The organism is Pseudomonas sp. LY-1, assembly GCF_053502595.1.
This window is the reverse complement of sequence record NZ_CP094353.1, coordinates 4723579-4735924: the sequence shown is the minus strand read 5'-3', so window position 1 is coordinate 4735924 and position 12346 is coordinate 4723579. Positions and strand designations below refer to the sequence as shown.

The following is a 12346-nucleotide window of genomic DNA, read 5'->3' as shown; positions in this document are numbered from 1 at the left end:
GTGTTTATTATCTAAGGTGTTGATTTAAAACAAATTAAAATTATCTTTAAGAAGGTTTGTCCATGCACTTGTCCGGCTTTCCGAACAAAGCGTGGCTGTTGCGTTCGGTTGTCCGAAAATAATGACGGGATAGTCGCCGGAGGCGTATGACATCGGCGGCACTGCCTGTCGTTTTAGAGAACGATCCGGCGACGGTGATGTTTAATAACCCCGCGAGACAGGCTGGAACGCAGGCGCTAGAGGGCTTGGGTGGAGGGCGGTTTTCTTCCGTTGACAAATCCTGGCAAGGTTCTCATAGTTTGTTTAACGCAAACGTTTGCGAGATGTTTCGCGGGTGCGCCCTGAACGTCTTGAAAGCTCGTATCAGTCACCCGGGTGGGTGGGCTGCCGAAGTGTTCTTCGGTGCAAGCGTTGCTCCCAATAATCATAAGATCGGAGTGAACCCATGAAGCTGCCATTCGCTGGACGTCTTCTTGCTGTCGCTGTGCTTGCCGCCGCATCTGCTGCTCTGCCTCTCTCTTCTGCATTCGCCGCCGACACCGCCGCCAAACCCAAGGTCGGCCTGGTGATGAAATCCCTTGCCAATGAATTCTTCGTCACCATGCAAGAGGGCGCGAAGGACTACCAGAAGTCCCACGCCGCTGATTTCGACATGATCACCAACGGTATCAAGAACGAAACCGATACCAGTGCGCAGATCGATATCGTCAACCAGATGATCCTCGCCAAAGTGAACGCCATCGTCATCGCACCGGCTGACTCCAAGGCACTGGTCACCGTGCTGAAAAAAGCCTCCGATGCCGGCATCAAGGTCGTCAACATCGATAACCGCCTGGACCCGGGCGTGCTGAAAAGCAAAAACCTCGATATTCCCTTCGTCGGCCCGGACAACCGCAAAGGCTCCAAGCTGGTGGGTGATTACCTGGCCAAGCAACTGGCCGCGGGTGACAAGGTCGGCATCATCGAAGGCGTACCGACCACTACCAACGCGCAGCAGCGCACCGCAGGCTACAAGGATGCGATGGACGCGGCCGGCATGAAAATCGTCTCCACCCAATCGGGCAACTGGGAAATCGACCAGGGCCAGAAGGTCGCCTCTGCGATGCTGAGCGAATACCCCGACCTCAAGGCGCTGTTGGCCGGTAACGACAACATGGCCCTGGGCGCCGTCTCGGCTGTGCGTGCGGCAGGCAAAGCCGGCAAGGTTCTGGTCGTAGGCTACGACAACATCGCCGCGATCAAGCCGATGCTGCAGGACGGCCGTGTCCTGGCGACCGCCGACCAGGCCGCCGCACAGCAGGCCGTGTTCGGTATCCAGAACGCGCTCAAGCTGGTCAAGGGTGAGAAGGTCGACGCTCAAGACGGCGTGATCGAAACCCCGGTAGAACTCGTCCTCAAGAAGTAATCCCGGCTGCACCCAACAGCGTCCGCTCACGCTGAGCGGACGCCTGGAGATTTTCCTATGTCATCTTCCGCCCCGAACGCTGTCCTCTCGGTCAGCGGTATCGGTAAGACCTATGCCCAGCCGGTTCTGTCCGACATCACCTTGACGCTCAATCGCGGGGAAGTGCTGGCGCTGACCGGTGAAAACGGCGCAGGCAAAAGTACCTTGTCGAAGATTATCGGCGGGCTGGTCACGCCGACCGCCGGGCACATGCAATTCAACGGTCAGGACTACCGCCCCGGCAGTCGCACCCAGGCCGAAGAGCTGGGCGTGCGGATGGTCATGCAGGAACTCAACCTGCTGCCGACGCTGACCGTGGCCGAAAACCTGTTCCTGGACAACTTGCCCAGCCACTGTGGCTGGATCAGCCGCAAGCAGCTGCGTAGCGCGGCGATCGAAGCGATGGCGCAGGTCGGCCTGGATGCGATTGACCCGGACACCCTGGTCGGCAGCCTGGGTATCGGCCATCAGCAAATGGTCGAGATCGCCCGCAACCTGATCGGCGACTGCCATGTGCTGATTCTCGACGAACCCACGGCTATGTTGACCGCCCGTGAAGTCGAGATGCTGTTTGAGCAAATCACCCGCCTGCAGGCCCGGGGCGTGGCGATCATTTATATTTCGCACCGGCTCGAAGAGTTGGCCCGTGTCGCCCAACGCATTGCGGTACTGCGTGACGGCAAACTGGTCTGCGTCGAGCCGATGGCCAATTACAACAGCGAGCAACTGGTGACCTTGATGGTCGGCCGCGAGCTGGGCGAGCACATTGACCTGGGGCCCCGTACCATCGGCGGCCCGGCCTTGACGGTGAAAGGGCTGACCCGTGCGGACAAGGTCCGCGACGTCTCCTTTGAAGTGCGTGCCGGCGAGATCTATGGCATCTCCGGCCTGATCGGCGCCGGCCGCACGGAATTGCTGCGCCTGATCTTCGGTGCCGACCTGGCCGACAGCGGCACCATTGCCCTGGGGTCGCCGGCCCAAGTGGTGAGCATTCGCTCGCCGGTCGACGCAGTGGGCCACGGCATCGCCCTGATCACCGAAGACCGCAAGGGCGAAGGCCTGCTGCTGACGCAATCCATCAGCTCGAATATCGCCTTGGGCAACATGCCGGAAATTTCCGGCGGCGGTGTGGTAAATAGTCGCGACGAAACCGCCCTGGCCAAGCGTCAGATCGATGCCATGCGTATCCGCAGTTCCAGTCCGGCGCAGTTGGTGTCCGAATTGTCCGGCGGTAACCAGCAGAAAGTCGTGATTGGCCGCTGGCTGGAGCGCGACTGCTCGGTGATGCTGTTCGATGAGCCGACCCGTGGCATCGACGTGGGGGCCAAGTTCGACATTTACGCCTTGCTCGGCGAGTTGACCCGCCAGGGCAAAGCACTGGTGGTGGTGTCCAGCGACCTGCGCGAGCTGATGTTGATCTGTGACCGCATCGGCGTGCTCTCTGCCGGGCGGTTGATCGAGACCTTCGAGCGCGACCGCTGGACCCAGGATGAATTGCTCGCTGCCGCCTTCGCCGGCTATCAGAAACGTGACGTGCTGCTCAATGACGCAGCGCTTAGGGATGCCCAATGAAAACAACAACTTCCCCTGCTAAAGCAGGCGGTAACTTTTACGGCCTGGGCACCTACCTGGGGCTGGCGGGTGCGTTGCTGGCGATGATTGCGCTGTTTTCGGTGCTCAGCGATCACTTCTTGTCCTACGACACCTTCAGCACCCTGGCCAACCAGATCCCGGACCTGATGGTGCTGGCGGTGGGCATGACCTTCATCCTGATCATCGGCGGTATCGACCTGTCGGTGGGCTCGGTGCTGGCCCTGGCGGCGTCGGCGGTCAGCGTGGCGATTCTCGGCTGGGGTTGGAGCGTGTTGCCGGCCGCCGTGCTCGGCATGGGCTGCGCCGCGCTGGCCGGCACCATCACCGGCTCGATCACCGTGGCCTGGCGGATTCCGTCGTTCATCGTGTCCCTTGGCGTACTGGAAATGGCACGCGGCGTGGCGTACCAGATGACCGGCTCGCGCACGGCTTATATCGGTGACTCCTTTGCCTGGCTGTCCAATCCGATCGCCTTCGGGATTTCGCCTTCGTTCATCATCGCTTTGCTGGTGATCGTCGTCGCCCAACTGGTGTTGACTCGCACGGTGTTCGGCCGTTACTTGATCGGTATCGGTACCAATGAAGAAGCCGTGCGTCTGGCCGGGATCAATCCCAAACCTTACAAGATCCTGGTGTTCAGCCTGATGGGCCTGCTGGCCGGCGTCGCGGCGCTGTTCCAGATCTCGCGCCTGGAAGCGGCGGACCCGAACGCCGGGTCCGGCCTGGAACTGCAAGTGATCGCGGCCGTGGTGATCGGCGGCACCAGCCTGATGGGCGGACGCGGCTCGGTGATCAGTACGTTCTTCGGTGTGTTGATTATTTCGGTATTGGCGGCTGGCCTGGCGCAGATCGGTGCCACAGAACCCACCAAGCGCATCATCACCGGTGCCGTGATCGTGATTGCCGTGGTCCTCGATACCTACCGCAGTCAACGCGCCAGTCGGCGGGGCTGAACCATGGCGACGATTAAGGATGTGGCAGCACTTGCAGGTATTTCCTACACCACCGTGTCGCATGTGGTGAACAAGACGCGCCCGGTCAGCGAGCCGGTGCGCCTCAAGGTGGAAGCGGCGATCAAGCAACTGGACTATGTGCCCAGCGCCGTGGCGCGTTCGCTCAAGGCCAAGACCACCGCCACTATCGGCCTGCTTGTGCCCAACAGCCTCAACCCGTATTTCGCCGAGCTGGCCCGGGGGATCGAGGATTACTGCGAGCGTAATGGCTATTGCGTGATCCTCTGCAACTCCGACGACAACGCCGAAAAGCAACGCAGCTATTTGCGAGTGTTGCTGGAGAAGCGCGTCGATGGCTTGATCGTGACCTCGGTGGGCGGCGACGACAGCGGCCTGGCCGCGGGCTTGAGCGCGGTCCGCACGCCCATGGTGATTGTCGACCGGGCGTTGGACGGTATTGATGTCGACCTGGTGCGTATAGATCACGAGCAGGGCGCCTACCTGGCGACCCGGCATTTACTTGAACTGGGCCATCGGGACATCGCCTGCATCGGCGGCCCTGGCCATACCCGTGTGGCACAAATGCGTCTGGCGGGGTATCACCGCGCTTTGCGCGAGGCGGGTATCGACGTTGCCGCCAATCGCACCCTGGAAAGCGACTTCACCAGCACCGGCGGTTATGCCGCGGCAGTGAAGTTGCTGTCGGAAAACCCGCCGAGCGCGATTTTCGCCAGCAACGACATGATCGGTTTCGGCGTGTTGCGTGCGGCAGCCGAGCGCAACATCCGCGTGCCGAGCGAATTGTCGGTGATCGGCTTCGATGACATCCAAATGGGCCGTTACGTGTACCCGGCGCTGACCACGGTCGGGCAGTCGATCGTGCAATTGGGCGAGACGGCGGCCGAGTTGTTACTGCGACGAATTGCGACCCCCCAACTGCCGATCGATCAACGCATCGTGACGCCGAGTATTGTCTTGCGTGAGTCGACGGCGCCACTTGCCGGTGTGTTCGCCCAATACCGCTGAACCGAATTGATGAGTACTGATGTATGCCAGCAAAAGTAGTGGTAGTAGGCAGCTTGAACATGGACCTGGTCACCCGCGCCAGCCGGCTGCCCCGCGCCGGTGAAACCCTGATCGGCCAATCGTTCTCCACCGTCCCCGGTGGCAAGGGCGCCAACCAGGCCGTCGCATCGGCGCGGCTGGGGGCTGAGGTGGCGATGATCGGCTGCGTCGGCTCTGACGCCTACGGCGTCCAATTGCGCGATGCATTGCTGGTCGAAGGCATCGATTGCCAGGCTGTGAGCCGTGTCGACGGGTCCAGCGGTGTGGCGTTGATTGTGGTGGACGACAGCAGCCAGAACGCGATCGTGATCGTTGCCGGCAGTAACGGTGAGCTGACGCCCGCTTCGTTGCTGGCGGCCGATGTGGTGTTGCAGGCCGCCGACGTAATCGTCTGTCAGCTTGAAGTGCCGCTGGAGACCGTCGGGTATGCGCTCAAGCGCGGGCGTGAACTGGGCAAGACGGTGATCCTCAATCCGGCCCCGGCCAGCGGTCCTTTGCCGGCGCAGTGGTATGCCTCGATCGATTACCTGATCCCCAACGAAAGCGAAGCCACCGCCTTGAGCGGCGTGACGGTGGACTCCCTGGACAGCGCCAAGCTCGCCGCGGCGCAGTTGATCAAGGCCGGCGCCGCTAAAGTGATCATCACCCTCGGCGCTCAGGGCGCGCTGTTCAGCGATGGCAACCGTGTTGAGCACCTGGCAGCGCCCAACGTCAAGGCGGTGGACACCACGGCTGCCGGCGACACGTTCGTCGGCGGTTTTGCCGCAGCGCTGGCCCATGGCAAAAGCGAAGCCGAGGCGATTCGTTTTGGTCAGGTGGCGGCCGCGCTGTCAGTCACCCGCGCCGGCGCGCAACCCTCTATTCCTACGCTGCACGACGTTCAAGGTTTTGTGCCCTCATGAAAAAGACACCGCTGCTCAATATCGCCCTGTCACGCTTGATCGCCTCCCTCGGGCATGGCGATATCCTGGTTATCGGCGATGCTGGCCTGCCCGTGCCGTCGGGCGTCGAGTTGATCGACTTGGCCCTGACCCAGGGCATTCCCGACTTCATCAGCACCTTGCGCATTGTGCTCAGCGAAATGCAGGTGGAAAGCCACGTGCTGGCCGAAGAAATCCTGCTCAAGCAGCCGCCGGCGCTCAGCGCACTCAATGCCCTGACCGACCAGGCGGCGCTCGGCGAGCGGCGTCTGCTCAGTCATGACGCATTCAAGCAACTGAGCCGCAGCGCGCGTGCCATTGTCCGCACGGGCGAGTGCCAGCCTTATTGCAATATCGCACTGGTGTCCGGCGTCACGTTCTAGAGTTCCCCAACGACAAGGAGTGTTTCATGCCGCGTAATCTTCCAACCCTGAGAAATCTGTTCCGGAGTGTTTTGCTTTTGTCTGCACTCACCGCAGTGAGCGCCCAAGCGGCGGAAAAAATCGACCTGATCATCGACACCGACCCAGGTGCCGACGATGTAGTGGCCTTGCTGTTTGCCATGGCCTCCCCGGAGGAGTTGAACATTCGGGCGCTGACCACCGTCGCCGGCAATGTGCGCCTGGACAAGACCTCGCGTAACGCGCGCCTGGCTCGTGAGTGGGCGGGGCGAGAGGACATTCCTGTGTACGCGGGCGCGCCGAAGCCGTTGCTGCGCACGCCGATCTACGCCGAAAATATCCATGGCAAGGAAGGCATTTCCGGTGTCGCCGTACATGAGCCGAAAAAGGCCCTGGCCGAAGGCAATGCCGTTGATTACCTGATCAAGACGCTGAGCACCGCCAAGCCGCACAGCATCACCATCGCCATGCTTGGCCCGCAGACCAACCTGGCGTTGGCGCTGACCCAGGCGCCTGAGATCACCCAGGGCATCAAGGAAGTGGTGGTGATGGGCGGCGCGCACTTCAACGGCGGCAATATCACGCCGGTGGCCGAGTTCAACCTGTTCGCCGACCCGGTCGCAGCCGAGATTGTGCTCAAGAGTGGCGTCAAGCTGACCTATCTGCCGTTGGACGTGACCCACAAGGTGCTGACCAGTGAAGCGCGCCTGAAGAAGATCGCCGACATCAACAACAACGCGAGCAAAGTCGTTGGCGATATTCTCAATGAATACGTCAAAGGCGATATGGAGCACTACGGCATTCCTGGCGGCCCGGTGCATGACGCCACAGTCATCGCGTATCTGCTCAAACCTTCGTTGTTCAGCGGGCGTCAGGCCAATATGGTGGTGGACAGCCGCGAAGGGCCGACCTTTGGCCAGACCATCGTCGATTGGTATGACGGCCTGAAGCAGGAAAAGAATGTGTTCTGGGTTGAGAATGGCGACGCCCAGGGCTTTTTCGATCTGTTGACCGAGCGCCTGGCGCGCCTGAAGTAAGGTGATTGTCGGTCGGTGCTTAATCGCGCCCGGGGTTGTGTGCGCCCATGTGATCGGCCGGGTATTTCTCGAAAACCTGGCCAATGAACGCTTGCGCGGCCTGGGTGCCCAACTCCTTGACCAACAGGTCGATACCGATGATCGCCAATTCTTCCGGGCTTCCGGGGCTGTAGGAACTCTGCCCTTGGGGCCACTTGGCTTTGATGTCGGCTTGGAGCGTTACGGTGGTCATGGGTGTCTCACGAGCTGGAAGTACGGGGTGATGCGCTAAAACGCGGTTCTTACGTCGGCAGTTAAGCATTTTGTACGGCGTTTGGCACTGCTACTTACGCATGAGGTATTTCGAAATGAGGCAAGCAGTGTGCGACACTGTCAGCCTGTTTTAATGACCGGGGAACACCGCGTGCAGATCGACTTGAACAACCCCGAGAACCTGACACTGGCCGCCGTGCGCCAACTGCTTGCCAGTGCCAGTGACGATGAACACACTCAATTGCGAGTCACCAGGGCAGGTATTGCCTACATCTCCTCCGGCAAGGCCGTCGGCGGCGTCGATATCGATGGGTTGCTGTTTCGCCTGGAAACCTGGGCCAAGGGCTCCGGTTACGTCGGAAACGTGGCCGCCAGCGATGAGGTCTGGGTCACACAGATTTTCAATGCCTTGAAACAGAACTGGCCAAAGCCACCGTTTGACTACATCGACATCTACTGAATTCGTTCATATCTGGTGACGATTGATCGGGCGAATGCCTGCCCTGAGTCAGGCAGACTTGCCAGCAGGCGATTTACGTCTTGAAACCAATCCGCCTGATCGCTGTCGCACGATCTCTGTCCATTTTTTATCATAGGAGGCTTCATGCCTTGGAAGCTCGCATCATTCGGTACTTTGTTGGCGGCACTCGCGTTGGCGGGTTGCAGCACCCCGGGTACCTCTGAGCCAGCCAAAGATGCCGCCGTGACCGATGCCGGTCATAGCCGCTGTGAGGCGAAGGCCGCCGAGTTCACGATCGGCCAGAAAGCCTCGCCCCAGTTGCTGGAGCAAGCGCGTACCCGTGCCGGTGCGCAGAACGCCCGAATTCTCAAGCCTAACGATATGATCACCCTGGAATACCGCTCCGACCGCCTTAACCTCAACACCGACGATAACCTGGTGATCACCCGGGTCAATTGCGGCTGATAGCCACAGGCTTTTGCAGCGCCCATAAAAAACCCCGTCACATGGACGGGGTTTTTTTAGCTCAGCGGAGAATTACTCGCCGCGAACCTGTGCAGCTTGCATACCCTTTTGGCCTTTCTCAGCCACGAAGGAAACGGTTTGGCCTTCTTTCAGGCTTTTGAAACCGTCGCTTTCGATAGCTTTGAAGTGTACGAACAGGTCGTCACCGCCACCTTGAGGAGTGATGAAGCCGAAGCCTTTTTCATCGTTGAACCATTTAACGGTGCCGGTTTGGCGATTAGACATGGTGTATCTCCAAGAAACATATATTTTCAGTAGTGCTGTGCTGCTCAGGCCAACTGGGCACACAGGGCTATCATAGTCGAAATGTTCGGCTTGGGAGCCCCCCCAAGGCACTGTTTGCTAATCAATAGCCCCGGGTTTAGTCCTTCGGTTGGCTGAAAGCCCCGATCTACGGGGCTTTCGCACGAAATATCAGCTGGTAAAAAAAGCCGTAAAAGCTGTGTATTTTGTGCGAAATGGCAGTTTTAAGAGGGTTTTTACCGAAAAACTGCCATCCGAATTGCAGCGATTCTTACTTTTTCTTCACGACTTTGCAGGACGAAATAGCCGAGACTGCTTTGTTTTTAAGCGCCTGGCTCGCGTTCTGGTTGGTCATGAGTTCCTTGATTTCCGCGGTGCTCAATTCAGCATTGATCTTGTCGGCGCCGCATTCGCAGTGTGCTTTGGCGGTTTTGATGTCCACGTTCTGGCTGGCGGCTGAGCTGCAGTCTTTGACGAATGCGTCCCTGGCGCCCGCAGGCCAGTTCGAAGGAGCGGCGGCCTGTGCGCCGAGGGAGAGAAGGGTAAGGGATGCTGCAAGCGCGAAGGTCGAGGAAAAACGCATCATTAAATGCTCCTAAAGTCGTGAGGACGAATGGCGATTCTCGGCGGATTTGACGGGGGACGTACAGCTCAAGTTCACTTTTGCCGCTATAAAAGCGGGAATTTGTTATCGGCTGTGGCGCCGTGGGCGCGATGACCGTTCATCTGTGCTAGCATCGTGTGCTTGGCTATTTCCAGGCGCGCCAAATGCCGCCTTGCCATGTTTCTTTTTGTCCACTCCAGTCACTCTGGTTCGATCACCGGTTGGCCGAAAGGCTCCTGCCGCTGTAAGGCAGGCGTTCATCACTGAACGGCCTGGTATTGGATCTTGTACTGGCTCATCCCAACCCACGTGACCTTTGGTAGGGGTCACCACTAGGAGAGGAGGCGCCATGCCAACTATTACTCTTCCCGATGGCAGTCAACGTTCATTCGATCATTCGGTTTCCGTAGCCGAGGTCGCCGCATCCATTGGTGCCGGCCTGGCCAAGGCCACCGTGGCCGGCAAGGTCGACGGCAAGCTGGTTGACGCCAGCGACCTGATCACCGCTGATGCCAGCCTGCAAATCATCACGCCCAAGGATCAAGAGGGGCTGGAGATCATTCGCCACTCTTGCGCACACCTGATTGGCCACGCGGTCAAGCAGCTGTACCCGACGGCGAAAATGGTGATCGGCCCGGTCATCGACGATGGCTTCTATTATGACATCGCCTACGAGCGTCCTTTTACTCCGGACGATCTGGCCGCGATCGAACAGCGCATGCACGCGCTGATCGAAAAAGATTACGACGTGATCAAGAAAGTCACGCCGCGCGCCGAAGTGATCGACGTGTTCACTGCCCGTGGCGAAGACTACAAGCTGCGCCTGGTGGAAGACATGCCGGACGAACAGGCCATGGGCCTGTACTACCACGAAGAATACGTCGACATGTGCCGTGGCCCGCACGTGCCGAACACGCGTTTCCTCAAATCGTTCAAGTTGACCAAGCTGTCCGGTGCCTACTGGCGCGGCGACGCGAAGAACGAGCAACTGCAGCGGATCTACGGCACAGCCTGGGCTGACAAGAAGCAGCTGGCCGCCTACGTCCAGCGCATCGAAGAAGCCGAGAAACGCGACCACCGCAAGATCGGCAAGCGCCTGAACCTGTTCCACCTCCAGGAAGAAGCGCCGGGCATGGTGTTCTGGCACCCGAACGGCTGGACCCTGTATCAGGTGCTCGAGCAGTACATGCGCAAGGTTCAGCGCGAAAACGGCTACCTGGAGATCAAGACTCCCCAGGTTGTTGACCGCAGCCTGTGGGAGAAGTCCGGGCACTGGGCCAACTACGCCGACAACATGTTCACTACCCAGTCGGAAAACCGCGACTACGCCATCAAGCCGATGAACTGCCCTTGCCACGTGCAGGTGTTCAACCAAGGCCTGAAGAGCTACCGCGAGCTGCCGATGCGCCTGGCCGAGTTCGGTGCCTGCCACCGTAACGAGCCGTCGGGTGCGCTGCACGGCATCATGCGCGTGCGCGGCTTCACTCAGGACGACGCCCACATCTTCTGCACCGAAGAGCAGATGCAGGCCGAATCCGCTGCGTTCATCAAGCTGACCATGGACGTCTATCGCGATTTCGGCTTTACCGAAGTCGAAATGAAGCTGTCCACTCGTCCGGAAAAACGCGTCGGTTCCGATGAATTGTGGGATCGCGCCGAAGCCGCACTGGCCGCTGCGCTAGACAGCGCGGGCCTTGCGTATGATCTGCAGCCGGGTGAGGGCGCCTTCTACGGTCCGAAAATCGAGTTTTCGCTGAAAGATTGTCTTGGTCGTGTCTGGCAATGTGGTACTTTGCAGCTCGATTTTAACCTGCCGATCCGTCTGGGAGCCGAATACGTCTCCGAAGACAACAGCCGTAAACACCCGGTTATGCTGCACCGGGCGATCCTCGGCTCGTTCGAACGGTTCGTCGGTATCCTGATCGAGCACTACGAGGGCGCATTCCCCGCGTGGTTGGCTCCGACTCAGGCAGTGATCATGAATATCACTGATAAACAGGCCGATTTTGCTGCTGAAGTTGAAAAAACTCTCAACGAAAGCGGATTTCGTGCCAAGTCCGACTTGAGAAATGAAAAGATCGGCTTTAAAATCCGCGAGCATACTTTGCTCAAGGTTCCCTATCTTTTGGTTATCGGAGATCGGGAAGTCGAGATGCAGACTGTCGCTGTGCGTACTCGTGAAGGTGCTGACCTGGGCTCGATGCCCGTCGCCCAGTTCGCTGAGTTCCTCGCGCAAGCGGTTTCCCGGCGTGGTCGCCCAGATTCGGAGTAATTATTATTAAGCGTGAAATGAGACAAGATAAACGAGCTGCACCGAAAGCCCCGATCAACGAGAATATCTCGGCACGCGAGGTTCGGTTAATTGGCGCTGACGGCGAGCAGATTGGCATCGTCTCGATTGATGAAGCGCTTCGTATCGCTGAAGAGTCCAAACTGGACCTGGTGGAAATTTCCGCCGACGCAGTCCCACCTGTTTGCCGGGTGATGGACTACGGCAAGTCGATCTTCGAAAAGAAGAAGCAGATTGCTGCGGCGAAGAAGAACCAGAAGCAGATTCAAGTAAAAGAAATCAAGTTTCGTCCAGGGACGGAGGAAGGGGATTACCAGGTAAAACTGCGCAACCTGGTACGTTTCCTGAGTGATGGGGACAGGGCCAAGGTATCCTTGCGATTCCGCGGCCGTGAGATGGCCCACCAGGAGCTGGGGATGGAACTCCTCAAGCGGGTTGAAGCTGACCTGCTCGAGTACGGTTCGGTCGAACAGCATCCTAAGATGGAAGGACGCCAACTGATCATGGTCATCGCCCCGAAAAAGAAGAAGTAATCAATAGGGCACGGCAGGCCTTCTGA

14 protein-coding genes are annotated in these 12346 nt (G+C 59.1%); 11 read left to right on the top strand and 3 right to left on the bottom strand.

The annotated features are described in order from the left end of the window. The first annotated feature begins 445 nt into the window (after window positions 1–445). Genes MOQ67_RS21610 through MOQ67_RS21580 form a run of 7 tightly spaced genes read left to right on the top strand, consistent with a single transcriptional unit; the run spans window position 446 to window position 7413 of the window. A complete protein-coding gene (locus MOQ67_RS21610) occupies window positions 446–1405 on the top strand; it encodes a sugar ABC transporter substrate-binding protein (protein WP_026140120.1) in 960 nt (319 codons plus the stop codon). A 57-nt stretch (window positions 1406–1462) separates the two neighbouring features. Beyond that, on the top strand, window positions 1463–3016 hold the full coding sequence (locus tag MOQ67_RS21605; RefSeq protein WP_198718381.1) for a sugar ABC transporter ATP-binding protein: 1554 nt from the start codon (window positions 1463–1465) through the stop codon (window positions 3014–3016). Beyond that, the gene (locus tag MOQ67_RS21600; protein ID WP_102618315.1) at window positions 3013–3990 is read left to right on the top strand and encodes an ABC transporter permease; all 978 of its coding nucleotides are present in this window, start codon (window positions 3013–3015) and stop codon (window positions 3988–3990) included. The genes MOQ67_RS21605 and MOQ67_RS21600 overlap by 4 nt, the downstream gene beginning before the upstream one ends. Before the next feature lie 3 nt (window positions 3991–3993). Next, window positions 3994–5016, top strand: coding sequence for a LacI family DNA-binding transcriptional regulator (locus MOQ67_RS21595; RefSeq protein WP_046486747.1), 1023 nt, complete (start codon window positions 3994–3996; stop codon window positions 5014–5016). A gap of 23 nt (window positions 5017–5039) precedes the next feature. Continuing rightward, a complete protein-coding gene (gene rbsK, locus MOQ67_RS21590; RefSeq protein ID WP_198718382.1) occupies window positions 5040–5957 on the top strand; it encodes a ribokinase in 918 nt (305 codons plus the stop codon). After that, a complete protein-coding gene (rbsD, locus tag MOQ67_RS21585) occupies window positions 5954–6358 on the top strand; it encodes a D-ribose pyranase (protein ID WP_017847673.1) in 405 nt (134 codons plus the stop codon). The genes rbsK and rbsD overlap by 4 nt, the downstream gene beginning before the upstream one ends. Before the next feature lie 26 nt (window positions 6359–6384). Then, window positions 6385–7413, top strand: a complete 1029-nt coding sequence (locus tag MOQ67_RS21580) for a nucleoside hydrolase (protein ID WP_046382653.1) — start codon at window positions 6385–6387, stop codon at window positions 7411–7413. Between the two features lie 19 nt (window positions 7414–7432). On the opposite strand, the gene MOQ67_RS21575 is transcribed toward MOQ67_RS21580, so the two are convergent. After that, window positions 7433–7645, bottom strand: coding sequence for a hypothetical protein (locus MOQ67_RS21575; protein ID WP_017847671.1), 213 nt, complete (start codon window positions 7643–7645; stop codon window positions 7433–7435). A gap of 171 nt (window positions 7646–7816) precedes the next feature. Between MOQ67_RS21575 and MOQ67_RS21570 the strand changes: the two genes are divergently transcribed. After that, window positions 7817–8125, top strand: coding sequence for a hypothetical protein (locus tag MOQ67_RS21570; RefSeq protein ID WP_026140116.1), 309 nt, complete (start codon window positions 7817–7819; stop codon window positions 8123–8125). 144 nt (window positions 8126–8269) lie between these two features. Beyond that, window positions 8270–8590 (top strand): I78 family peptidase inhibitor, encoded by a 321-nt coding sequence (locus tag MOQ67_RS21565; RefSeq protein ID WP_017847669.1) that lies wholly within the window; start codon window positions 8270–8272, stop codon window positions 8588–8590. Between the two features lie 72 nt (window positions 8591–8662). Here MOQ67_RS21565 and MOQ67_RS21560 read toward each other — a convergent pair whose 3' ends face one another. Both MOQ67_RS21560 and MOQ67_RS21555 read right to left on the bottom strand, forming a co-directional pair. Next, window positions 8663–8875 (bottom strand): cold-shock protein, encoded by a 213-nt coding sequence (locus MOQ67_RS21560; protein WP_003234260.1) that lies wholly within the window; start codon window positions 8873–8875, stop codon window positions 8663–8665. Window positions 8876–9164: 289 nt separating this feature from the next. Continuing rightward, on the bottom strand, window positions 9165–9479 hold the full coding sequence (locus MOQ67_RS21555; RefSeq protein ID WP_082118816.1) for a hypothetical protein: 315 nt from the start codon (window positions 9477–9479) through the stop codon (window positions 9165–9167). Window positions 9480–9846: 367 nt separating this feature from the next. Here MOQ67_RS21555 and thrS point away from each other — a divergent pair, with 367 nt between their 5' ends. Together thrS and infC are read left to right on the top strand one after the other, a co-directional pair. Further along, window positions 9847–11769, top strand: a complete 1923-nt coding sequence (gene thrS / locus MOQ67_RS21550) for a threonine--tRNA ligase (protein ID WP_017847667.1) — start codon at window positions 9847–9849, stop codon at window positions 11767–11769. Then, a complete protein-coding gene (gene infC, locus MOQ67_RS21545) occupies window positions 11769–12320 on the top strand; it encodes a translation initiation factor IF-3 (RefSeq protein WP_169850653.1) in 552 nt (183 codons plus the stop codon). The genes thrS and infC overlap by 1 nt, the downstream gene beginning before the upstream one ends. The last annotated feature ends 26 nt before the right edge of the window (window positions 12321–12346 follow it).

Excerpts from the sequence above, each read along its gene's own strand:
- MOQ67_RS21610 (WP_026140120.1), top strand. The coding sequence starts at position 446 with ATGAAGCTGCCATTCGCTGGACGTCTTCTTGCTGTCGCTGTGCTTGCC.
- MOQ67_RS21605 (WP_198718381.1), top strand. The coding sequence starts at position 1,463 with ATGTCATCTTCCGCCCCGAACGCTGTCCTCTCGGTCAGCGGTATCGGT.
- MOQ67_RS21600 (WP_102618315.1), top strand. The coding sequence starts at position 3,013 with ATGAAAACAACAACTTCCCCTGCTAAAGCAGGCGGTAACTTTTACGGC.
- MOQ67_RS21595 (WP_046486747.1), top strand. The coding sequence starts at position 3,994 with ATGGCGACGATTAAGGATGTGGCAGCACTTGCAGGTATTTCCTACACC.
- rbsK (WP_198718382.1), top strand. The coding sequence starts at position 5,040 with ATGCCAGCAAAAGTAGTGGTAGTAGGCAGCTTGAACATGGACCTGGTC.
- rbsD (WP_017847673.1), top strand. The coding sequence starts at position 5,954 with ATGAAAAAGACACCGCTGCTCAATATCGCCCTGTCACGCTTGATCGCC.
- MOQ67_RS21580 (WP_046382653.1), top strand. The coding sequence starts at position 6,385 with ATGCCGCGTAATCTTCCAACCCTGAGAAATCTGTTCCGGAGTGTTTTG.
- MOQ67_RS21575 (WP_017847671.1), bottom strand. The coding sequence starts at position 7,645 with ATGACCACCGTAACGCTCCAAGCCGACATCAAAGCCAAGTGGCCCCAA.
- MOQ67_RS21565 (WP_017847669.1), top strand. The coding sequence starts at position 8,270 with ATGCCTTGGAAGCTCGCATCATTCGGTACTTTGTTGGCGGCACTCGCG.
- MOQ67_RS21560 (WP_003234260.1), bottom strand. The coding sequence starts at position 8,875 with ATGTCTAATCGCCAAACCGGCACCGTTAAATGGTTCAACGATGAAAAA.
- MOQ67_RS21555 (WP_082118816.1), bottom strand. The coding sequence starts at position 9,479 with ATGATGCGTTTTTCCTCGACCTTCGCGCTTGCAGCATCCCTTACCCTT.
- thrS (WP_017847667.1), top strand. The coding sequence starts at position 9,847 with ATGCCAACTATTACTCTTCCCGATGGCAGTCAACGTTCATTCGATCAT.